The sequence below is a fragment of the Parabacteroides sp. AM17-47 genome (assembly GCF_003434625.1).
GTDB classification, from domain to species: domain Bacteria; phylum Bacteroidota; class Bacteroidia; order Bacteroidales; family Tannerellaceae; genus Parabacteroides; species Parabacteroides distasonis.
Genome location: NZ_QTLI01000015.1, coordinates 72613 through 95132 on the forward strand (window position 1 = coordinate 72613; position 22520 = coordinate 95132).

19 protein-coding genes are annotated in these 22520 nt (G+C 42.3%); 7 read left to right on the forward strand and 12 right to left on the reverse strand.

Features of this window, described 5'->3' with window-relative positions:
* The first annotated feature begins 236 nt into the window (after window positions 1-236).
* Window positions 237-1082 (forward strand): AraC family transcriptional regulator, encoded by an 846-nt coding sequence (locus tag DW205_RS13275; RefSeq protein WP_005865576.1) that lies wholly within the window; start codon window positions 237-239, stop codon window positions 1080-1082.
* 444 nt (window positions 1083-1526) lie between these two features.
* Window positions 1527-2837 carry an NAD(P)/FAD-dependent oxidoreductase gene (locus tag DW205_RS13285; protein ID WP_005865574.1) on the forward strand — a complete coding sequence of 437 codons (1311 nt, stop codon included), beginning with the start codon at window positions 1527-1529 and terminating at the stop codon, window positions 2835-2837.
* On the opposite strand, the gene DW205_RS13290 is transcribed toward DW205_RS13285, so the two are convergent.
* The 3 genes from DW205_RS13290 to DW205_RS13300 all read right to left on the reverse strand — a co-directional run bounded on the left by DW205_RS13290 (window position 2832) and on the right by DW205_RS13300 (window position 7064).
* Window positions 2832-4937, reverse strand: a complete 2106-nt coding sequence (locus DW205_RS13290) for an outer membrane beta-barrel family protein (RefSeq protein WP_005865572.1) — start codon at window positions 4935-4937, stop codon at window positions 2832-2834. The two genes, DW205_RS13285 and DW205_RS13290, sit on opposite strands and share 6 nt — an antisense overlap.
* 81 nt (window positions 4938-5018) lie before the next feature.
* Window positions 5019-5234, reverse strand: a complete 216-nt coding sequence (locus DW205_RS13295) for a hypothetical protein (protein WP_005855187.1) — start codon at window positions 5232-5234, stop codon at window positions 5019-5021.
* Window positions 5235-5399: 165 nt separating this feature from the next.
* On the reverse strand, window positions 5400-7064 hold the full coding sequence (locus DW205_RS13300) for an AMP-binding protein (RefSeq protein WP_005855185.1): 1665 nt from the start codon (window positions 7062-7064) through the stop codon (window positions 5400-5402).
* Between the two features lie 82 nt (window positions 7065-7146).
* Between DW205_RS13300 and DW205_RS13305 the strand changes: the two genes are divergently transcribed.
* The 5 genes from DW205_RS13305 to DW205_RS13325 all read left to right on the forward strand — a co-directional run bounded on the left by DW205_RS13305 (window position 7147) and on the right by DW205_RS13325 (window position 13595).
* Entirely contained in the window at window positions 7147-8862 is a 1716-nt protein-coding gene (locus tag DW205_RS13305) for a family 20 glycosylhydrolase (protein WP_005865569.1), read from the forward strand.
* Between the two features lie 85 nt (window positions 8863-8947).
* Window positions 8948-10015 carry a 6-bladed beta-propeller gene (locus tag DW205_RS13310; protein ID WP_005865567.1) on the forward strand — a complete coding sequence of 356 codons (1068 nt, stop codon included), beginning with the start codon at window positions 8948-8950 and terminating at the stop codon, window positions 10013-10015.
* 331 nt (window positions 10016-10346) lie between these two features.
* Entirely contained in the window at window positions 10347-11681 is a 1335-nt protein-coding gene (mtaB, locus tag DW205_RS13315) for a tRNA (N(6)-L-threonylcarbamoyladenosine(37)-C(2))-methylthiotransferase MtaB (RefSeq protein ID WP_005865565.1), read from the forward strand.
* Window position 11682: 1 nt separating this feature from the next.
* Window positions 11683-12573 carry a lysophospholipid acyltransferase family protein gene (locus tag DW205_RS13320; protein WP_005865563.1) on the forward strand — a complete coding sequence of 297 codons (891 nt, stop codon included), beginning with the start codon at window positions 11683-11685 and terminating at the stop codon, window positions 12571-12573.
* A complete protein-coding gene (locus tag DW205_RS13325) occupies window positions 12570-13595 on the forward strand; it encodes a glycosyltransferase family 2 protein (protein WP_005865561.1) in 1026 nt (341 codons plus the stop codon). The genes DW205_RS13320 and DW205_RS13325 overlap by 4 nt, the downstream gene beginning before the upstream one ends.
* A gap of 83 nt (window positions 13596-13678) precedes the next feature.
* Here DW205_RS13325 and DW205_RS13330 read toward each other — a convergent pair whose 3' ends face one another.
* The 9 genes from DW205_RS13330 to DW205_RS13370 form a co-directional block, all read right to left on the reverse strand.
* A complete protein-coding gene (locus tag DW205_RS13330) occupies window positions 13679-14251 on the reverse strand; it encodes an RloB family protein (protein WP_005865560.1) in 573 nt (190 codons plus the stop codon).
* 11 nt (window positions 14252-14262) lie between these two features.
* On the reverse strand, window positions 14263-15471 hold the full coding sequence (locus tag DW205_RS13335) for an ATP/GTP-binding protein (protein ID WP_005865557.1): 1209 nt from the start codon (window positions 15469-15471) through the stop codon (window positions 14263-14265).
* An 88-nt stretch (window positions 15472-15559) separates the two neighbouring features.
* Window positions 15560-16642, reverse strand: coding sequence for a GDP-L-fucose synthase (locus tag DW205_RS13340; protein WP_008778095.1), 1083 nt, complete (start codon window positions 16640-16642; stop codon window positions 15560-15562).
* On the reverse strand, window positions 16642-17733 hold the full coding sequence (gmd, locus tag DW205_RS13345; protein WP_005865553.1) for a GDP-mannose 4,6-dehydratase: 1092 nt from the start codon (window positions 17731-17733) through the stop codon (window positions 16642-16644). The genes DW205_RS13340 and gmd overlap by 1 nt, the downstream gene beginning before the upstream one ends.
* A gap of 95 nt (window positions 17734-17828) precedes the next feature.
* Window positions 17829-18413: a DapH/DapD/GlmU-related protein gene (locus DW205_RS13350; protein WP_009018610.1), complete on the reverse strand. Its 585-nt coding sequence runs from the start codon at window positions 18411-18413 to the stop codon at window positions 17829-17831.
* Complete coding sequence (locus tag DW205_RS13355) at window positions 18410-19519, reverse strand: glycosyltransferase (protein WP_005865548.1); 1110 nt, start codon at window positions 19517-19519, stop codon at window positions 18410-18412. The genes DW205_RS13350 and DW205_RS13355 overlap by 4 nt, the downstream gene beginning before the upstream one ends.
* A complete protein-coding gene (locus tag DW205_RS13360; RefSeq protein ID WP_005865546.1) occupies window positions 19516-20829 on the reverse strand; it encodes a UDP-glucose/GDP-mannose dehydrogenase family protein in 1314 nt (437 codons plus the stop codon). The genes DW205_RS13355 and DW205_RS13360 overlap by 4 nt, the downstream gene beginning before the upstream one ends.
* 9 nt (window positions 20830-20838) lie before the next feature.
* Entirely contained in the window at window positions 20839-21699 is an 861-nt protein-coding gene (locus DW205_RS13365; RefSeq protein WP_227793850.1) for a hypothetical protein, read from the reverse strand.
* A complete protein-coding gene (locus tag DW205_RS13370) occupies window positions 21687-22520 on the reverse strand; it encodes a glycosyltransferase family 2 protein (RefSeq protein ID WP_005865542.1) in 834 nt (277 codons plus the stop codon). Before DW205_RS13370 ends, DW205_RS13365 begins: the two co-directional genes overlap by 13 nt.

The following is a 22520-nucleotide window of genomic DNA, read 5'->3' on the forward strand; positions in this document are numbered from 1 at the left end:
GAAATTACCCTCCTAAAGTATTAGTAAACTTAATTCTTCCCATAAAAAAATGGGAGATCTTATTTTACAAGGAATCAGAGACCTCCTCTGATTCCTATTTATTTTTCATTCATATCATAATGTATACAAAAAATGATAGTTTGTATACAGACCATACTAATACATTGCGCTTTTTTTGCATCTAGATTTACTGAAGGGGGAAATATTTGTATAACAAACTAAATAACAATAATTTCATGAACAAGCTTATTAACAGAATTTCTCCGGAAACATCTGAAAACCGAATCTTACACGCTGGCTTTAGTATCATATTGATGTCAGAGGAAATAACACAAACCTTATCTGGTTTATCCAGCGATATGATTATTTTTATCTTAAGCGGATCCATAACTATATATTCCACTAAAGAAGAAAAGAAAACAATCGGTGAACAGTATATGATCTTTCTAAGATCATTTGAAAATTATACATATGATATCACCCTAGGTTCAAAAATCATCATTTTCTTTTTTGACAGTTTAACGATGAATGAATTACCGTATTACCAACATCCGTACGGAATATTACCTCAACCTATCTCTAAGTGGATAGAACTGAAAATAGTGGAACCTTTATACGGTTTTCTAGAACTTGTCGGACAATATCTTGAAAATAATTTCCTGAACTACCCTCTGTATGAATTAAAGAGAACGGAATTATTCTACTTACTGAAAAAGCTTTATAGAAAAGAGGAATTAGACTACTTTTTCTATTTATCAAGTACGCATTCAGCAGAGTTTGAGAGACTCATCGCCGAGAATTATATAAAAGCTAAAACAGTAACAGATCTAGCTCAAATGATAGGTTACGGAGTAAATTCCTTTCGGATGAAGTTTAAAAAAGTTTTCGGTATTCCAGCCTACGAATGGCTGATGCAAGAGAAATCCAAACGACTATTGGTCGCCATAGCTAACAGCGAGGATGATTTTAAGAATATAATAGATGAATTCGATTTCTCCTCGCATTCGCATTTCTACAAATTTTGCAAGGCACGCTTTGGATATAGTCCCACGGAGCTAAGGAAAAAACTTAAATCGTTGTAAAAAACACCCCCTATCAGAATATACATTTAAATTGTCAAGTTGTATAACTCCTAATAAGTTATACTCATTTATCTTTGCCTCATTGATTTTAGACACCTATCCGTATGGATGATCTAATAAAAGATAGTGTATAATGACCACCATATTTTTTTATGTTTTACTATTCCAAATTAAAGACTGGGATAAAATTTGTGAAGAAGAGGGTAAAATGACATCGCCGATAATTTGCTATATTTTGCTAGGGGTTATCTTATTCATAATCTTGATGCGTATACTTTCCATATTGCAGTTTTTGCGATTGAAGCGGAAGGTAAAGAAACGTATTTCCCCGAAACACGATAAACCTTCCTGTAAATAAAGCCTCTACCCGCTTACATTCATTAATAATTAACGGAAGAACCAATTCGCTTCTTTCTATGTTTATATAAAAAAAGCGTTTAGATCATGGGCTTCAACATTCCTTACACAGACAAAAAGCGGGTCGTAATTATCGGGGGCGGATTTGGGGGGTTAAAACTAGCTGAGAAATTGAAAAAGAGCAAGTTTCAAGTAGTCTTAATCGACAAGAACAACTATCACCAGTTTCCTCCCCTGCTTTATCAAGTAGCGTCCTCCGGCTTAGAATATAATGAAATATCCTTTCCATATCGAAAGATATTCCAGAAGAGAAAGAACTTTTACTTCCGGTTGGCAGAGGTATATGGCGTCAATCCGAAAGGGCATACCATTCAAACCTCCATCGGCGAATTGGAATATGATTATCTTGTAATCGCCGCTGGAACTATCACCAACTTCTTTGGAAACAAAACGATCGAGGAACAGTCTCTACCCATGAAAACGGTAGAAGAGGCGTTAGCTTTACGAGACACCTTATTAATTAATTTAGAGAAAGCGACTACTTGTACGGACCCGGACGAGAAGCAAGCTTTGCTAAATATAGTTGTTGTAGGTGGAGGGGCTACAGGTGTAGAAGTATCCGGCGCTTTATCCGAGATGAAACGGTTTGTTTTGCCGAAAGACTATCCGGATCTAGGAAACTTTCATATGAATATCTATCTGATAGAAGGGTCCCCTAAATTACTAGGGGCCATGTCTCCGGAAGCCTCCTCCAACGCTAAACGCTTCCTTGAGGATATGGGCGTTAACATCATTCTTCAGAAGCGTGTCGTGGACTATAAGGATGGGAACGTTTTCTTAGATGACGGACAAACCATACCCACTAGAACCTTACTTTGGGTAAGTGGTGTGAAAGCGGTGCATTTCGATCATATCGAAGGAGAACTCTTGACCCGGGGGGAACGGATTATCGTCAATGAATGTAATCAAGTAAAAGGCTTATCCAATATATTCGCCATAGGAGATGTCTGCTGGATGGCAGAACCGGATTACCCGAACGGACATCCGCAAGTCGCTCAGGTAGCGATTCAGCAAGGTGAGTTATTAGCCGAAAATCTACAACGGATCGAGGCTCTAAAAAAACCGAGGCCTTTCCATTATAAGAATTTGGGAACTTTAGCTACTGTCGGCAGGAATAAAGCGGTTGCCGATTTAAATAAGGTGAAATTACACGGATTTACGGCATGGTTGGTTTGGATGCTCGTACATTTACGTTCCATCTTAGGAATCAAGAATAAGCTAATTGTACTGATCGACTGGATCTGGAATTATTTCACGTACGACCGTTCCATGCGTTTCATCTTGTTCATCCAAAAGCACAAACAAGATGGAACACAGGGCACGGAACCTACTTTATAAACGATAAGTCAACGTAAGCCAAGCTACCCGGGCATCACGATTGCGCTTTTGCGTCATTTCTAAGTTCGGGGCATCAATAATCGTTGTTTCTTCTAAACTATCGAATATATTGTTGATACTTAAGTTCGCGCATAATTTACGATTGAGGAAATATTGAGAGAGACCGGCATTTACGCTATAACGGCCTTTGATCTTACCTTGAGGCGTAAGCTGGTCGGAAACGTAGAAGCCGTCTACCTGAAAATCCGTAGTCGGCGTAATACTTACGTTCACATTCCCCTTCACATCCCAGCAAACCAAGGATTTCTTCTCGCCATAGCCTATCGTACGCCCATCGATCTCGTCCCGATAGATATCCCCGGAGAAACCGACCGTCAAGATACGTACCGGATTCCAGCTACCGGACAAGTCGGCTCCGACTGCTTGGCTATGTCCGATATTCTCTTTCTTCCAAACCGTCTCGTCATTTACTTGGCTAGCGGTTTCCATGATACGATTCGTACGATTCCGGTAATAAATAGCCGGAGTCAAACGAAAACGGGGAGCCGAAAACAGATATCCTAGCTCTACGTTATGGATAAACTCATCCTTCAAGCCCGGATTCCCCTGTATGATATGGGTAGGATCACTGTTATTCAAGAAAGAGCACAAATAGCTGCCATTCGGACGAATCACCCGTTGCTGATAACTCAAGCTTAAACGATTGCTCTTATTCACCTCATAAGTAAAACGGGCACGAGGATACAAATGAAAACGAGAGCTCTTGTTCTCTTTGCCTTTTATCCCCTGCCAATAAGGGTCGTTGATCCAAGAAGGGCTAAACTCATTCATCTTAAAATGACTAAATTCCGCCTGTATCCCTATCTCCGCGTTAAAAGCGCCCCAATTCTTAACCACGTCCGCATAGATCAAATTCAGATAACGTTTGAAATCGTAATTATACGATTTCGCCGGACTTAGCTCAAAACTACCGTCCACCTTATCAAAAGCAGCCGTCAGATAATCCTCGTTTCGCGCACGACCTATATAACCAAGCTTGAAATCCCAACCATCGATCTCCTGCCCATATCCAAATCCCCAGAAATAATTATGTTTCGTATGGTCGATAGATTGGTTATCCTCCGAGACGATATTCCCGTTTTGAGGATTCTCATTCTTGAAATCATTATCCTCATCATACGAGAAATTATTATAGTTGAATACGGTATAAAAACCTTGATTCTCCGAAATCTCATGGTTCCAATACGCTTCGGCGGCATAAGCTTCCTGACGCTGGTCGTTATACCGGTTACGGATCACGTACTTCATTTGCTCCCCTTTCGGGTTGAATACCCGGTTGTTAATGCGTCCATACCGGCTATAATCCATCAAATGATACAGGCCATGCACGGTGATCCGGTCTTTCGCGGAAAGATCATAGTCTACTTTCATATCCGCCACATGTACGTCCGGACGAGCCGTGGCATTATTATTCATCTCCGTCCGGTTTTTAGCGGTCGCGGTCGATTTGCTGAAAGATCGTTCCCGGTATTCCCTCCTATAATTGTATTTCGCGTTGATATGGAATTTTCCGGGATGCAAATTCAATACCGCTCCTGCGTTATATCGCTCATTCCATCCCGCCCCAAGCGTAACATATAGAGGGGAATCTCCCGTTCCATACATACGAGGCACCAGATTGAGTATGCCCACATCACCATCCGGCACCGCATTAATCGGAGGAAATGCCCCTAATGAGATCTGGTTAAAGAACAGGGCGGGAAGTTGGATCAGCACGTCACCGCTATATTCTTCCAGCAAACCGTAAGGAACTCCATCGACAAGCATCCCGACATTACCGGAGCCCCTGTATGTAACGGCTCCTTCCATATCGGTTATGACAGAAGGCAATTGGCGAAAAGCATCCGCCGCCGTATTGGTAACGCTACTCAAGTTATTATCTACCCGCAAGATTTTCATCCCGCCCCTCTCGCTCAACCCGGCGAAACGGGTACCCTGAATCTCTATATTCCGGATCGTAAGCGTCGTATCGGCAGGAGTCTGCGAGAATACCGGCATAGCCAATAGAGCGGCCAATGGAAGAAGTAAAATTTGTCTCATATCATTATCTATGGTTTATAAACAAAAAAAGTCTGTATGTTCAACGCATACAGACTGTCCTCAAAACTCGTTTACTGATTATTATTCAGCAGGAGCAGCTTCTACGGCAACAGAGTCAGTAACCTCAACAGCTACAGAATCAGTAGCGGCAGCATCCTCTTCTACTACAGGAGCTTCCTCAACTACAGTAGCCTCTTCTGTTTCAGCAACAGATTCGGTAGATTCAGCAGATTTGTTGCCACAAGATGCGAATGATACAGCTGCGATAACAGCAGCAAATGCAACTAACTTTTTCATTTTGTTCTTAATTTAAACGGTCTATAATATCTTGTTGTTGTAAAACGATGCAAATGTATGTATTAATCATATATGTTGTACAACATAAGACGTTTTTTTTTGAATTATTTTCTACCGCTTTTACAATATGCTGAATATTAGCTGCGTTTGCTTTCTATTTATTTATCAATAATTACTGTACAGGTAACGCTTAATGCTTTTCTTCGGTGTTTTCTCGAATTCTGTCGGATACAATTGTATCTCCGAGATCGTTTCGTAAGGAGCCAGGAGCTTGTTCAACTCTATCCTATTTTGTTCCATGATAACTGGAAGATCCGTATGCGAGATACCCGTACTATCCACCGTATCGTAATCCGGATACACCATCCCGATCAATTTCCCGTTTTTCTCCACGACCAAACTCTCCATCACGAATGGCAAATTGTTCAATTTGGATTCAATCTCTTCCGGATAAATATTTTGTCCGCTAGCGCCCAAGATCATCGTCTTGCTACGTCCACGTATAAAAATACGGTTGTCATGATCGATCGTACCCAAATCACCAGTCCTTAGCCAGCCATCTTCCGTGAAGACATTTTGGGTTGCCTCATCATTCTTATAATAGCCTTTCATTACGTTCTCGCCCGATACTTGAATCTCGCCTACCTTATTATAAGGGTCTTCCGAATCGATACGGACTTTCATGATCCCTTTCAAGATCTGTCCGCAAGAACCGGGCACATACTCATTATTATGGTCATAACTGATCAACGGGCCACATTCCGTCATACCATAACCGATCGTGAACGGGAATTTGATCTTATACAAGAAATCCGTTACTTCTTGATTCATGGCGGCACCCCCCACGATCACTTCACGGAAACGTCCTCCCAAGGCATCCACCAAATGTTTGCGGATCTGCGCATAGATACGTGAATCCAACAGTGGGATATTCAAGGCCAACTTCAAGGTTCGCTTATTCAACTGAGGAAGGATCATCTTCTTATAGATCTTCTCCAAAATCAGGGGAACCATCAAGATCAAGTTCGGCTTCACCTCCTCGAATGCCTTTAATAAGATCTTAGGAGACGGCACCTTACCTAATAAATAGACATGCACACCGAATGCCATGGGTACCAATAAATTGAAAGCGCAACTATAGGCATGGGCCAGAGGCAGGAAACATAACTCACGTTCACCCCGGAACAATAGATCCAGTGTCCGGGCATACGTCACGTTTCCGGCTAAATTATTCCCCGTCAACATAACCCCTTTGCTAAATCCGGTCGTACCCGATGTATAGTTGATCTCTACCACCTTGTCATTATCCAACTCAGCGTATTTGATATCCTCTTGGGTGAAGCCATCCGGATATTTCTCGGTCATCTTCTCATCCAGCGATTTCATCAACTTCTGGATATTCTCTCCATCCCGTTGATGCAAGCAACGATAATCGGAAAGAGAGAATACACCGCGAACCTCTTCTATCTTATCTTCCTCCAAAGAATCCCAAATCCGGTCGCTAACAAACAAAAAGACAGATTCCGAGTGGTTAATAATATGATGTACATCATTCGGATTAAAGTCCTGAAGAATAGGCACGATAATCGCCCCATAAGTAACAACCGCCATATAAGCGATGCACCAACGGGAGCTGTCTTTACCGATCAACGCGATCTTGTCTCCACGACGGACTTGGCACTCATGGAATAAAAGATGAATACGTGCGATCTCCGTTGCTACATCACCGAAAGTAAAGGTTTTACTTTTCCCGTAATCCGTTAATGCCGGCAAGGCCCAGTTTTCCTTGAAACTCTCCTCGTAAATCTTAATGAAATTCTCTTTGATCATAGCACACTTTTGTGAAATTCGCGTAAAAGTAAAAACAAATCCTTACTTTTGCCATGATATAACCTATAAATTTAAAATAAGAATGAAAAGAATCACTCTCGCATGGGCATTGACCCTCTGTAGTTTTATTACATTTATCGCCTGTTCATCCCCAGATGTTGGAGAAAGAAGCGTAAGCATTATCCCCGCTCCGGCCCAAATGACAGTAGGCGAAGGTACATTCACGATTCATCCCGGCATCGAGATCGGTTATGCGGACGAATCCTTAAAGGGTATGGGCGAGTTGCTATCCAACGAGATAGAAAAGTTGTCCGGCATCAAGCTGGCTTCTGCCTCAGACAAAGAATCGAATTGCATCATCTTCCTCGAGTTGACAGATCCGAAAGAGTTCGCCGACCTGCCAAAAGCTTATGGATTGAGTCCGAAAGATAGTGTCCCCGTAGATGAGTCTTACTCCCTCTCCATCCAAAAGAGAAACATCTACATCAAGGCCACTACCCTAGAAGGTATCTATCGAGGTATCACTACCTTGAAACAAATCGTGGGTGGTAACCTACAGCCCGGAGGCGAGAAGATTTATCTACCGCTACTGGAAGTGAAGGACGCACCTCGTTTCGCTTGGCGCGGACTCTCTTTCGATGTATCTCGTTGCTTCTTCGATCCCGAGGAAGTGAAACAAGTGATCGATATGGTCGCCTTATATAAGATGAACGTACTGCATATGCATCTTTCCGATAACCAAGGTTGGCGTATCGAGATCAAGAAATATCCCGAGCTAGCGGAAATAGGAGGTCAACTTCCCAACAACGGCAGAAAAGGTGGCTATTATACGCAAGAGGAATTCAAGGATCTCGTGAATTACGCGAACGAACGCTTCATCACGATCATCCCGGAAGTGGATATCCCGGGGCATACAGCTGCCGTATTCGCCGCCTATCCGGATTTCAAGAACGCGGTTAAATTCAAGACCAAGGTTAACATCCCGGGGCAGGCCTTCAATGCCCTCGATGTAGACGATCCGAAAGCGATGCAATTTACGGAGGATGTTATCGCGGAGCTAGCCGCTTTAGCACCCGGAAACTACATTCATATCGGAGGCGACGAGGCGATCGGCTTACCCCATGATAAGTTCGTCCGTTTTATAAATAAGACACGGGAAATCGTACTGAAGAATGGAAAGAAAATGGTCGGCTGGCAAGAAACCGCCCGTGCGGATATCTCGGAAGGCGATGTCATCCAGCACTGGATTTATCTGAAGCAAAAAAGCGAGGACTCTTCTAAGAAAAAAGATAATATACCTGCCGAATATAAAGAGATCATGGCCTTATTCGCCGAATTCATGAAAGAGGCACCAAAAGATCCGGGACTTGGTATATCCAAAAAAGCGAAAGTGATTCTCTCGCCGAGCGGTTACGTTTATCTGGACCATAAATATCTGGAACCAAGTGCGGACTCCACCCAAAACGCGGAGCAAGAACGTTTAGGTATGGCCGCCTATGAGAAACAAACGATCCAAGAAATGTACGACTGGGACCCGATGACCTTCAACCCAACTGTAGAGAATCCTCAAAAAGATGTAGCGGGTATAGAAGCCGCTATCTGGTGCGAGACGATCACCAATTTCAGAGATCTGCAATTCCTGTTAATGCCCCGTTTGGCAGGTGTCGCCGAAAAAGGTTGGTCCAAAGTAGAGAACACACATTGGGACGAATATAAAGTAAGACTTGGCGCGCAAGCCCCCTTATGGGAAAAGGCCGATTGGAACTATTTTAAATCATCCTTAGTGGATTGGAAATAACAGTACAAAATCTTCATAATACTACGAATATTTCGAAATAAATTAAATATCTTTGTCCTATTAACTTTAGGACAAAGATATTTTTATGAATAAATGGCTTATTATATTTGCGATATTACTAACCGCTTGTACCGGCACAAGCGAGAAATCAGAGGAATGTATAACAATTGACCTAGCAACTGTTTTTGACCATCAACCTCAAGAAGTAGCCTTAAAGAAATGGGCGAAATCCATCCAATTCATCCCTCTGCAAACGAATGACTCAATCTTGATCAAATACATCTCCCGCATTATTAAACACGGCGATAAGCTATTGGTGCAGCATGATAACAGAGCTTCTGTTTTCGACTTGGCAGGAAAATATTTATACGATATCGGCAAACAAGGAGGAGGTCCGGATGAGTTTAGTCGTATATCCGGACTAGAACCTCATGATCATCTTATTTATATAAAAGATAGCCCCATCCGAATAAAGGTATACGATTGGCAAGGGAAATTCCACCAAACCATTCAAATTCCGGATAAGAACATCCGGGGATTTTATCCACTCCCTAAGACGAACGTTATCCTAGGTCACGTACCCAACCTCTCTGGCAACGCACCCATTCGGTTCTATTTTTGCCAAGATACAGTCATATCGGATAGCATACCTTACTATAAATCTTATACAGAACCTCCTTTCGTCATGACATTTACCTATGAGTTCCGTCCTTTCGACGGAAATAAGATTGCCGCATTTAAGGAGTTGTTCTGCGATACGATATTTAAAGTTTCCAACGACATGAAGCTAACTCCTTATGCCGTCCTCGATCTAGGTAAATACCGAACGCCCGAGGAACTCCGTTATAATATCACGATAGACGATATAAAAAACGACCTGTTCAGGACAAAGACGATCCCTGTCATACCCGGGCAAATCGGAGACCGGCTCTATATGCATAACTTCTCCGATAAAGATACCTATACATTATATTATGATATAGCGGAGAAGCAATTAGCCTATGTACAATTCATATACCCGGAAAACTCATTTGAACTTCCCGAAGAAGCCTATTTCACTCCCAAATACATCTCAAACGACAACCGTTACCTAATCGATTGGGAGCAACCCGAGAATGATAACAATCCGGTATTAATCTTAGTGGAGCCCTAGTTACCGTATTTCCTCTATCGGCACAATAAACAAAACAAGGCCGCAGCAAGGACTATTCGATAACAAGTCTTCATAAATAATGTTGCTTGACTGTATCTATTCCTTAGTTCACGGCATGGTTTTTACAGACCACGTCATGGTTTATACAGACCACGACGTGAATCGCACAGACCACGACGTGGTTTGTAGAATATATCCAATAGTAAAGAAGAATAGATAGGCTTCCGGAAAACTATTTATGCAATAGTAAAGAGTTTTTAAGTCCATCTCAATCCGAACTCTTTACTAATCCGGGCTTAATTAGTACCTTTGCACTCTAACTAAATCGAAAATGATAGATCAGACCGTATTTAACAATAAAAAGGCCGCTTATTATACGCTGGGTTGCAAACTAAATTTCGCGGAGACCTCTACCATTGGAAAGCTATTAGCCGAACAAGGGGTACGCAAGGTGCGTCCCGGGGAAAAAGCGGATATATGCGTGGTGAATACTTGCTCCGTAACGGAACTAGCCGACAAGAAATGCCGGCAAGCGATCCGCCGGATCAGCAAGCAACACCCCGGTGCCTTTATCGTGGTGACCGGTTGCTACGCACAGTTGAAGCCGGAGGAAGTCTCCCATATAGAAGGCGTGGACTTGGTTCTTGGCGCCGAACAGAAATTAGAGATCCTTCAATATCTGGAGAACCTAGAGAAGAAAGAACACGGAGGAACTGTTATCGCCTCACAAAGCAAGGATATACGTTCCTTCTCCCCTTCCTGCTCGGCGGACGACCGTACCCGTCATTTCTTGAAAGTACAAGACGGATGCGATTATTATTGCTCTTATTGCACCATACCCTTCGCCCGCGGAAGAAGCCGGAACGGGACGATCGCCAGCATGGTGGAACAGGCGCAGGAAGTCGCACGTAAAGGAGGAAAGGAGATCGTATTGACAGGGGTAAATATCGGGGATTTCGGCAAAAGTACCGACGAGACCTTTATCGACTTAATCCGGGCTTTGGATGAGGTAGAGGGAATCGTACGCTATCGTATCTCTTCCATCGAGCCGAATCTGATTACCGACGAGGCAATAGACTTCGTGGCTCACAGCAAACGTTTCGCACCTCATTTCCATATCCCTTTACAAAGCGGTAGCGATGCTGTCTTGCAATTAATGCGCCGCCGTTACGACACCGCTCTTTTCCGTCATAAGATCGAAAAGATCAAGGAAGTAATGCCGCATGCTTTCATTGGCGTAGACGTAATCGTTGGAACCCGTGGCGAGACAGACGAGTACTTCGAGGAGGCCCGCCAATTCATCGATAGCTTGGATATAAGCCAACTGCACGTGTTCAGTTATTCGGAACGCCCGGGTACCCAAGCGCTGAAGATCGATTATGTAGTAGACCCAAAGACCAAACACGCACGCAGTCAACAACTCTTGGATATCTCAGACCAGAAACTTCATGCCTTTTATGAGGCCCATATCGGACAAGAAGCGAATGTCTTATTCGAACACACCAAGAAAGACGGCAAAATGCACGGTTTCACCGAGAACTATATAAAGGTAGAAATCCCTTATGATGCCGCTTTGGTCAATGAGACCCGCAAAGTCGTACTAGGCGGCTGGAATGAGGATCGCACCGCATTAATAGTCAACAATCAATCATCAACCGTCAACTAAGATGTGGGATAAAATACAATATGCCTTTCTTTATAGCTGGGTAAAAGTACACGCCTTACTTCCCATGCGAGCTTTATACGTGTTATCAGACATCCTATATGTCCTTATCTATAAGATAGCCGGATACCGGGTAAAAGTAGTGCGCCGTAATATAACCGCCTCTTTCCCGGATAAATCCAAGGCTGAGTGGCGTCAGTTGGAACGCCGGTTCTACCATCATTTCGCCGATTATATCGTGGAAACGATTAAATTGGCCCATATCTCTCTGGATGAGATACAACAGCGAGCCTATCTGAAGAACCCGGAATTGGTTGACCAACTTATGGAGAAAGGCCATACTTGCTTCATCCTCACGATGGGGCATTATGGCAACTGGGAATGGTTCTCCGGATCGACCACCCGTTTCGAGGACTCACGCATCTATCAGATATACCGTCCGTTAAACAACAAGGCCTTTGATAAGCTATTCGCCGATCTCAGGACACAGTTCGGTTCTTTCGGCATCAAGAAAAACGATACGATACGGGATATCATCAAGTTAAAACAAGACAAAACCAAATCTGTCGTCATCTTCTTGGCGGACCAGACACCCAGCAAGGCCAACCTGCATTATTGGACCGAGTTCCTTCATCAAGATACAGCCATATTAACCGGTCCGGAGCGTATCGCACGGAAACTGAACCTGCCTGTGATCTTCCTCGATACCCAAAAAGTAAAAAGAGGATATTACACCGTAGACATGAAGCTGATTACGGAGAATCCAAAAGAGACTCCGGAGAATTACATCACCGAGCGATACGCACGACTTTTAGAGAAAATGATCTTGCGTGATCCGGCCTACTGGCTATGGACCCATAAACGTTGGAAACATAAACACGAGCAACAAGGATGAAAAAAGTAGCGATTGTCATCTTAAACTGGAACGGAAGAAAGCTAATGGAGGAATTCCTTCCTTCCGTCGTATCCAACTCTCCGGAATGGGCGGAGGTTATCGTAGCAGATAACGGTTCCACCGATTACTCGATCGAGATGTTGAAAGCAAAATTCCCGACCGTTGGCATTATCTCCTTCAACCAGAATTATGGTTTTGCCGAAGGATATAATCAAGCGCTCAAAAGGCTCGACCATGAATATTGCGTTTTATTAAACAGCGACGTAGAAGTTACTCCCAATTGGTTAGATGCCCCGATTGCCACTCTCGACTCTGATCCGTCAATCGCTTGTGTCCAACCCAAAATACGGGCTCAACGAAATAAAGAATACTTCGAGTACGCGGGTGCGGCCGGAGGATACATTGACAAATACGGCTATCCATTTTGTCGGGGGAGAATCTTGCATATCGTGGAAAAGGACGAGGGGCAATACGACACTCCCGCCGATATCTTATGGGCGACAGGAGCCTGCTTATTCGTTCGTACGGCTACGTATAAGGAAGTCGGGGGATTAGATGCCGGATTCTTCGCACATCAAGAAGAAGTCGATATGTGCTGGCGTTTACGTTCACGGGGATATCGGTTGGTATGCGTCCCACAATCCATCGTTTACCACGTCGGTGGAGCCACCTTGAACGCGGAAAGTCCCCGCAAGACCTTCCTCAATTTCCGGAATAGTTTGCTGATGCTTTATAAGAACTCCCGGGAAGCTGATTTAAAGCATGTGATGCGCATTCGCTTTTGGCTGGACTATATCGCCGCCGCTAAGTTTCTGATGGAAGGTCATATCCAAAATGCGAAAGCGGTTTATGAGGCACGGAAAGCCTATCACCAGCTGAAGCCGGAATATGCGCCCAAGCGTAAAGAGAATCTGGAGAAAAGTACACTGAGCACCATCCCGGAACTTATGCGGGACAGTTTAATTCTGGCATTTTATCTAAAAAGGAAGAGGACATTCAAAGCGATAAAGGATAGACGATAAAGAAACCGGCCTTCTTACTTCCCCTAAGGAGAAAAAGAAGACCGGAGAGCTTGGAGATAAGATAGAGAATAGATTATGGATTACTATTCTTTTACTTTTTTAATAGCTTTATAAATCTCACTATATGAATCTCGACCTTGATACTTCTCAGCAAGTTCACAAGCTTTAATCATTTTTGCATCTGCAATCATATCCCTTACCCAGCTATCTTTTTCCAGATATTTACGTGTTTTGCCGTATGTTGGAAGATAGCGCTTCAAAGCCCTTTCTGTAGCTGCTGAATCTAGGAAATGACGGCAAGTATCCTCAAAATGCAAAAGGAACCAATATTCGATTGATTGCAAACTGTCGCACAGAATAACATTACCATTCTTCTCATATTTCTTTTTCAGAGCTGCCATCTTCCTATTTTCAGCATCTGATCGTCTGCTAACATCGGCATCGAAAACACAGATTACAAATACATCTTCATTTAGAAGCTCCTTTATCTTTTTATCAATCTTCTCGATACTATTATTCTCAAACAGACGTGGAGATATAGAGTATCTGTAGCCTAGAAACTTTTTAAGATGACTGAAATAAAACAATTCAGTCAGTCCTTCACCCACAATATGAATGACTTGTCTAGTGGCAATATTCTTTCTAACTTTTCTCATAAGGCCGGTATTTATAGATTAGGAACTGCCCCAAATTTACCAAACTTATACGCCTTTTGTAGAGAGCTTATTCTATTCAAGCCTTTGAAATCAGTTAGAGGATATAGTACACTGGCTCCATCTGTGTTCTTCTCGGCGAACCAGATATTATCTTTTCTAAGCAGATCCTCTTCCCCCAACAGACCGTCATAATGAGTAGTAAGCAGTAACTGAGCTTGCTTTGACTCCTTCAAGAAACGTTCAATCATATATTCGATCAACTTAGGATGAAGAGATGATTCTATTTCATCTACAGCAAGGAATGCATTGCTTCCAATACTATTTTGTATCTGGGATGCCAAGCCGAATGTTCGTATGGTACCATCTGATTCATACAACTCCGGGAACTCATAGTAATCATTCCCCCCCAACCCGGAAGAGACCTTGTGCTGATACATGGTATAATTTACTACTCCCTTTTTAGTCTCCTGCTCTTTTGAAGAAATATTCGAAATATTGAAGTCTGCTTCCTGCAAATACCTTAGGATATATTCTTTGGCAGTTTCTTTTTTAATTGCCTCTTCTGCATAGCGGCTAAGTGATGATGTAGGTACTATCGCAGGCATCATTTGTTTAGTCAAATACTGAAGGGCTGTTTCCATTTCTGCAATATTGGTATTTACCTGCATGTAAGCTGCAAAGACAGACATATTAGGTAAACACTTTAAGGTTATTTCCTCTTTTGCAGCCGTACTGATTTTAACTTTTTGACCAAATTTGATGGAAGAGACATTGTTTTCCATGCTACGTTCAAAAACAGTGGCCGGTTGTTGACTGAGATAATAAATCAAGGTTTCCCGGACAATGTGCGTAGTCTCCAACAATACGGAATAGACATATCTGATAGCCTTGTCTCCATTCATGGCATAAAATGAAACAGAAAACTCTGATGCTTGTTCTTTACTTGTTCTATTTAGCAAGAACGGAACAATCTTAATTAGCTCCGCTTTATTAAGTGGAGTGCAAGTTATAAAGGACCTTATAAAATCGCAAACCTTAATAATATTACTTTTTCCTGAGGCATTGGCTCCATAAATGACAGCTAACTTAAGTAATTTTACATCCGGAGCCAGCTCAACAACATGATATGACTCCAAATCCTTACTCTTATCTGCCTCAAAGCTAAGAACTGTCTCATCTCTGAATGAGAACATATTCTTGAATTTAATTTCAGCTATCATATATCTATTGTTTTCTCACAAAGATACATATAAAAACCGAATACAAGGTATTCAGGCAATAACAACATGCGTATCCATAAGCAATCATTTATCTTATAACAGCGCTTAGATACCAATAATACATTTTTCTCACGCCATCCTCTATATCCACCCGGTGATGCCATCCCAACTCATGCAGTTTGGTCACATCGGTCAATTTACGCATAGTTCCATCCGGTTTTGTGGGATTGAACTCTACCTTACCTCGATAACCGGTTGTTCTCACGATCAAATCTGCCAAAGTAGCGATCGAAATCTCCTTCCCGGTACCTATATTAATATGGCAATTACGGATATCAGTATCTCCTTGCGAATAAGTATCCTTAAAATCCACATGTTCCATGATATATACGCTCGCATCTGCCATTTCCTCACTCCATAAGAACTCTCGAAGCGGCTTACCAGTTCCCCATAGCTCCACCTTATCCGAAGAGATCCCATAACGAGCCAAAACCAAAAGAATTTCCTCTTGGGAGCAATGTCCATCAATACCCTCCACTGGACGGGCATCTAAATCCCGGCAAACACCTTGCCAATCTCCCTCATTCAAACACTTGCCCAAATGGATCTTCCGTATCATAGCTGGCAATACATGGCTACGTTCCAAATCAAAATTATCATTCGGGCCATATAAATTAGTCGGCATCACAGCGATATAATTCGTACCATATTGCAGATTAAAACTCTCGCACATTTTCAACCCTGCGATCTTGGCGATCGCATACGGCTCATTCGTGTACTCCAGCGGAGAAGTCAGCAAAGCGTCCTCTCGCATCGGCTGCTCCGCATCACGTGGATAAATACAAGTGCTACCTAAAAATAACAATTTCTTGACCCCATGGCGAAAGCTCTCACCAATCACGTTCTGCTGAATCTGTAAGTTCCGGTAGATAAAATCAGCCCTATACTTACTATTCGCCATAATCCCCCCTACATGAGCGGCTGCGAGAATCACGTACTCCGGCTGTTCCTCATCAAAAAAGCGCTTGACAGCGATGCCATCCAATAAGTCCAGCTCTTTATGCGTACGTCCTACCAGATTCTCATATCCCTTTCTTTCCAGATTCTCCCAAATGGCAGAGCCGACCAATCCTCTATGGCCGGCTACATATATCTTAGCGTTCTTCTCCATCATTTCACGATGCCCTTCTCTAGATACTCAGCCAAATTAGTACGAACATGCGCAGAGGCACGTTCCACGGCCACCTTCGCCATATCCGCGTCCACCATTATCTTCACCAGTTGCTCAAAAGAAGTCTTTCGCGGATTCCACCCCAGCTCACGTCTCGCTTTCGATGGATCTCCCCAAAGATTAACCACATCGGTGGGACGATAGAAATCGGGAGATACCTCCACCAGCACCTTTCCCGTCTTGCGGTCGATTCCCTTCTCATTTTCTTCCTCACCTTGCCAGTACAATTCAAAGCCCACATAACGGAAAGCCAATTCGCAAAACTCCCGTACGGAATGTTGCTCACCCGTAGCGATCACGAAGTCCTCCGGTTTCTCATTTTGAAGGATCAGCCACATACATTCCACATAATCCTTGGCATACCCCCAATCACGAAGCGACGATAAATTACCCAATAAAAGCCTGTCCTGTTTCCCTTGCGCGATACGTGCGGCAGCCAACGTGATCTTACGAGTCACGAAAGTCTCGCCTCGTCGTTCCGATTCATGGTTAAACAAGATACCCGAGCAGCAAAACATATGATAAGCCTCCCGATACTCCTTTACGATCCAATAACCATACAGCTTCGCCACCGCATAGGGGCTATACGGATGAAAAGGCGTTTTCTCATTCTGAGGAACCTCCTCCACCTTCCCATATAATTCGGAAGTAGAGGCTTGGTAAATACGACAAGTACCCGTAAGATCATTTTGCCTTACCGCCTCTAGAATACGTAATACCCCGGTAGCATCCACATCAGCCGTGAACTCCGGTGAATCAAAAGAGACTTGCACATGGCTCTGCGCAGCGAGGTTATAAATCTCCGTAGGCTTTACCCTCTTCACCACCTGCGAGAGACTCGTGGAATCCCCTAGATCCGCATAGTGAAGATGGAAAGCGGGATGGCCTTCCAAATGCGCGATCCGTTCCCTGAAATCAACAGATGAGCGGCGAATGGTGCCATGTACATCATATCCTTTCTCCAAAAGGAATTCGGCCAAGAAGGAACCGTCTTGGCCGGTAATACCAGTAATTAATGCTACTTTTCTCATTTTATTTTCATGTTTATCTTTTCATATTCATAGATCTTGATAGTCCATTATACTGAAAGTTTATGTGAAGCAGTCCGCTTATTATCATTGTAATATTAATTCTTTCTTTTATTGTCTTGTATCCTTTTAATATATCGTAGATGATGTTCTTTCTCACTAATTGTCGAGAACCGATCCTTTATTTTCTTTGCAGGGACACCTCCCCAAATTTCACAGTCCGGAATGTCTTGTGTCACTACAGCTCCAGCCGCTATTACCACCCCTTTGCCGATAGTGATACCGCCCACGATTGTAGCACTATGCCCTATCCATACATCATCTTCAACAATCGTTATGCCATTGTACCCTCTTGAACTATTCCAGATAAGTTCACCCACAGTATCAAACTGATGATCATTTCTTCCGACAAAACAAACACGTCCGGCTATCAAGATATTATTTTTAAATACGACATCAGAAGCGATATTGCAATATTCTCCAAACTGGACGTTATGACCAATACTTATTTTCATGCCTCTGGCAAAAGTAGTGTGAGCCATAACTCTCACGAAACCATTGTATTTCACCCATGGATATTTCAAATGAAATAAATACCATGTTCGAACAATGTTCATTATGTAGCGTATGGCAAACGTTGTCATACCTGCCCCTTTCGGCATGTTATGATAATCTATTTTCACTTGTTTCGATTAATATTATAAAAAGCAGATACATAATTGTCAAAAGAGCATGGCATCAAGTTTGCCCTAGATAAAGGCTTATTGGAATATTTCCGACAGGCTTGCCTTATTATGTAAATGAATTCTGTTTCATTCATGGGATCAAATAACATTCCATTGCCTTTGGTCACAAAATCCGTGGCACCGATATACTTGCTTGCCACCACGGGACATCCGTAAACCAAAGACTCATTAATAACAGCGCCAAAGGGTTCATACCTACTCGGCAGAATAAAAAAATTGGCTATTTCATACCATGCATACAAACCGACATCGGTATGAAATCCGGCAAAAACCACTTTGTCTTTCAGCCCAAGTCGCTTTGCTTGTTGTTGCAAGCTTTCTGATAGTTCCCCCTCACCTACAATGACCAATCTATAATTTACGATTTGTGCTTTTGCAAACGCATTTAACAGCAAATCCAACCCTTTTGCTTTTACTAACCTACCTGTGTAAAGAATAACAGAAGTCCCTGCCAAACCATATTGTTGAATGTATTTTTGAAGGATAGGTTGAAACTGTGAGCGATAAGCCAACAATGTTTGAGGATTCTGTATATTAGGACATACCTCTATCCGCAATCGGGGGAATCTTCTTTGATACCATTGCTTCACAGCATCACCATAGACTATAATCCCATTGCTGTGGGTCAATACATAGCTCCTGGATTTAGCCTTCAATCCGGAAGATATTTCGGCCATTTTCAAGTTGTCAGATGTTGTCAGATAATAGTTGTAGTGAAATAGCCCCATTTGCTTATACAAGGCTACCAAAATACTTGTATAGGAATACTCATGGGAGAAAATGACATCGGGATCTATTTTTTTGATTAAATTGAAAATTCCCAGACGTACAGGCCTATTTCCAATCCTGAATCCTTTAGTCAAGAAAAGGACCTTAATATTCTCCAGTTTTTCCAGCAATTCTTTCCTGTTATAGGTGAATCCCTCACTGTCAGCATCCGTAAATGCGATGGTCATGTCATAATATTTACCCATCTCATTAAACACATCAATCCTCCATGGAGGTAGGTACTGGTAAAAGACTAATGCTTTCAACTTATTCATCTTCCTATACAGTAATAATCAAAGCCCAAATGTTGAAGTTCTTCTGCGTCATAAATGTTCCGCCCATCAATGATGACCGGATTGTTCATCAATTTCAGTAATAGGCTCCAATTGGGTAGCCGGAACTGTTTCCACTCAGTCTGTATCAATAAAGCATCCACTTCCAAGACAGTATCATACATGTCTGCGGCATATTCCACACCCCCGCCCATACGACGACGGCATTCCTCCATTGCCACAGGATCATACACCCGTACTTTGCATCCTTCCCTCAGCAACCGATCAATAGTGACCAATGAAGTCGCCTCACGCATATCGTCTGTTTCCGGTTTGAAGGCAAGTCCCCAAACAGCAATCTTTTTCCCTTGCAAAGCCCCTTTATAATGCTTGAACAATTTATTGAAAAGTACACTCTTTTGCTTTTCATTCACAGACTCCACCGCATTTAGCACCTTCATTTCATATCCATGCTTCTCTGCGGTCTTTATCAAAGCTTTAACATCCTTCGGGAAACACGAACCGCCATAACCGCAACCCGGGTAAAGGAACTTGCTTCCGATACGGCTGTCCGAACCTATTCCCTTTCGCACCATATTCACATCAGCTCCCACCAATTCGCATAAATTGGCAATATCGTTCATGAAGCTGATACGGGTAGCCAGCATAGAGTTTGCTGCGTATTTTATCATTTCCGCACTGGGTATATCGGTAAATATTACCCGGAAATTGTTCAGCAGGAAAGGACGGTAAAGTTTACCCATCAACTCCTTGGCTCTTTTCGATTCCACTCCTACCACAACCCTGTCTGGCGACATGAAATCTTTGATGGCTGCTCCTTCTTTTAGAAATTCAGGATTGGAAGCTACATCAAAGGGAACATTCACACATCGTTTATCAAGCTCTGCCTGAATAACAGCCTTCACTTTTTGGGCAGTCCCTATAGGAACTGTTGATTTGGTGACAAGCAGGGTATATTTCTGAATATTCTCACCAAATTGTTTTGCCACTGCCAATACATATCGTAAATCGGCACTTCCGTCTTCATCGGGAGGTGTCCCCACGGCACAGAACACAATGTCCACATCATTCAAGACAGACGTTAGATGGGTCGTAAAGCTCAACCTTCCTTCACGAAAATTGCGCATCACCATTTCATCCAATCCGGGTTCGTAAATAGGAATCCGACCGTTCTGTAAGTTTTCTATTTTTTCTCGATTCACGTCCACGCAAGTGACATGAACACCCATTTCCGCAAAGCAGGTGCCAGAAACCAATCCGACATAACCTGTACCAACAATTGCTATATTCATAACTATCTTTTAACGTCTTTTCCTGCATGTCGCATATACCTGTGAAAAGAATCCTATGATTGTTTTTCTCAATCCCACAAGTCTCATCGTGAATATAAGCGGATGCTGAATTTTGTTCTCAAACTTCTTTAATTGTATATCTTCCATATTTAATATGACAGGAAGAGCCACTTTCAAGAAAGGGATACCATGATGTGTTGATCTAAATGGCAGTAAATGGATTCCCTTTGTGTCTCCCAAATATGACCGCTGCTCGATGTCCCATCTGGATTGATTGGAAAAGAAATAATAAATATTCATCATAGGCATAATAAATGGGACAATATCAAAATACTTCCTATAAGGACCATCCTTTAATCTAAAGATTAGCGGATTTGTCTTTTCATTACTCTTTGTTAATAGGGATGTCAATTCTACTTGAGGATTGAAAGCAAATACCCTTTCGACTTTGAGGATGGAACCATACAAAATGGCCGCATAACCACCTGCTGAACTGCCAGACATGATAGTACGGTATCCATCGGTTTCATTTTTCAGAAATTCGATTAGTCTTTCCGGAGAATCAATGCTTTGGTTGATACCGGACAAATACCACTGCTTGAATACATCACGAACAAAAATATGTTTATACGCTTTTTCTATCCTTAAATTATACCATTCAAAGAAGTTTTTCTCTACAATCCTTTTCCTGAAAATATCTTCAACGTTTGGATAATATAGATCATTGCTGCAAAAATAGACAGCACAATACGTTTTATCCTTACATTGTTCATTATACTCAATCAGATAGTTGTGTTGGCTATCATACACATTACGTACAATATCCGAATCTGTTTGAAAAACAAACATGGATTTATTTATTGTTTCCATAATTGCGGAAATAAAACTCTTATATGAATTGTAATAAAATGCTTGACGGCTGTCACAAATCCGATGTGCCTTTTTTCAAAAAGGAAAAAAGGTATCGGTTCTGCATACCCTAAGGGGGAATAAAGATTTTTTATCCGCCTAATGAACGGGATCTCTTTTCTTGCCCATGCAGGCAACTTTGGATTGCTCTCGCAAATGCCTAGATATCCAGTAGCAACATAATTCTTAAAGCCGGCTTTCCGTACCCTATATCCATAATCAATATCTCCAATGGCATGACGATAAGTCCAATCAAGATTGCCAACCTTTTTAAAAACACATTGTGGTATCAAAACGCAATTTCCATTAAACTTTTCACATTCCTGCAACTTTCCATTAGGAGTTATTTTTTGCGAACCATCATATCCGCTATACGTAGTAACGCCTTTTTCCCTTAACCTCATTGGTGCTACTATTACGGCCTGATGATTGCATTTTGCAGAATTATCTAACAAAGTAAACAACGCACCGTCAAATAAATAGCTATCATCATTCAACCATAGATAAAAATTATAATCTTGTTTGGCAGCTTCTTCCCATGCCCTATACATTCCTCTGTTCCAAAATAAGTTACCATCACCTTTGATAATATGAACTTTCGGGAATTGCCTTTTAATCGCTTCCGGTGTTCCGTCCGTACAACCGTCATCGGTTAGATAAATATCGAGGCGCAAATAATTTGGCAATACTTGTTTATAAAGATTTTCCAAACATCTCAATGTTTTATTCTTCCTGTCATGAACTGTCAGTAATACGGCTATGTTTGCCTCTATCTGTTCCAT

Excerpts from the sequence above, each read along its gene's own strand:
- DW205_RS13275 (WP_005865576.1), top strand. The coding sequence starts at position 237 with ATGAACAAGCTTATTAACAGAATTTCTCCGGAAACATCTGAAAACCGA.
- DW205_RS13285 (WP_005865574.1), top strand. The coding sequence starts at position 1,527 with ATGGGCTTCAACATTCCTTACACAGACAAAAAGCGGGTCGTAATTATC.
- DW205_RS13290 (WP_005865572.1), bottom strand. The coding sequence starts at position 4,937 with ATGAGACAAATTTTACTTCTTCCATTGGCCGCTCTATTGGCTATGCCG.
- DW205_RS13295 (WP_005855187.1), bottom strand. The coding sequence starts at position 5,234 with ATGAAAAAGTTAGTTGCATTTGCTGCTGTTATCGCAGCTGTATCATTC.
- DW205_RS13300 (WP_005855185.1), bottom strand. The coding sequence starts at position 7,064 with ATGATCAAAGAGAATTTCATTAAGATTTACGAGGAGAGTTTCAAGGAA.
- DW205_RS13305 (WP_005865569.1), top strand. The coding sequence starts at position 7,147 with ATGAAAAGAATCACTCTCGCATGGGCATTGACCCTCTGTAGTTTTATT.
- DW205_RS13310 (WP_005865567.1), top strand. The coding sequence starts at position 8,948 with ATGAATAAATGGCTTATTATATTTGCGATATTACTAACCGCTTGTACC.
- mtaB (WP_005865565.1), top strand. The coding sequence starts at position 10,347 with ATGATAGATCAGACCGTATTTAACAATAAAAAGGCCGCTTATTATACG.
- DW205_RS13320 (WP_005865563.1), top strand. The coding sequence starts at position 11,683 with ATGTGGGATAAAATACAATATGCCTTTCTTTATAGCTGGGTAAAAGTA.
- DW205_RS13325 (WP_005865561.1), top strand. The coding sequence starts at position 12,570 with ATGAAAAAAGTAGCGATTGTCATCTTAAACTGGAACGGAAGAAAGCTA.
- DW205_RS13330 (WP_005865560.1), bottom strand. The coding sequence starts at position 14,251 with ATGAGAAAAGTTAGAAAGAATATTGCCACTAGACAAGTCATTCATATT.
- DW205_RS13335 (WP_005865557.1), bottom strand. The coding sequence starts at position 15,471 with ATGATAGCTGAAATTAAATTCAAGAATATGTTCTCATTCAGAGATGAG.
- DW205_RS13340 (WP_008778095.1), bottom strand. The coding sequence starts at position 16,642 with ATGGAGAAGAACGCTAAGATATATGTAGCCGGCCATAGAGGATTGGTC.
- gmd (WP_005865553.1), bottom strand. The coding sequence starts at position 17,733 with ATGAGAAAAGTAGCATTAATTACTGGTATTACCGGCCAAGACGGTTCC.
- DW205_RS13355 (WP_005865548.1), bottom strand. The coding sequence starts at position 19,519 with ATGAATAAGTTGAAAGCATTAGTCTTTTACCAGTACCTACCTCCATGG.
- DW205_RS13360 (WP_005865546.1), bottom strand. The coding sequence starts at position 20,829 with ATGAATATAGCAATTGTTGGTACAGGTTATGTCGGATTGGTTTCTGGC.
- DW205_RS13365 (WP_227793850.1), bottom strand. The coding sequence starts at position 21,699 with ATGGAAACAATAAATAAATCCATGTTTGTTTTTCAAACAGATTCGGAT.
- DW205_RS13370 (WP_005865542.1), bottom strand. The coding sequence starts at position 22,520 with ATGGAACAGATAGAGGCAAACATAGCCGTATTACTGACAGTTCATGAC.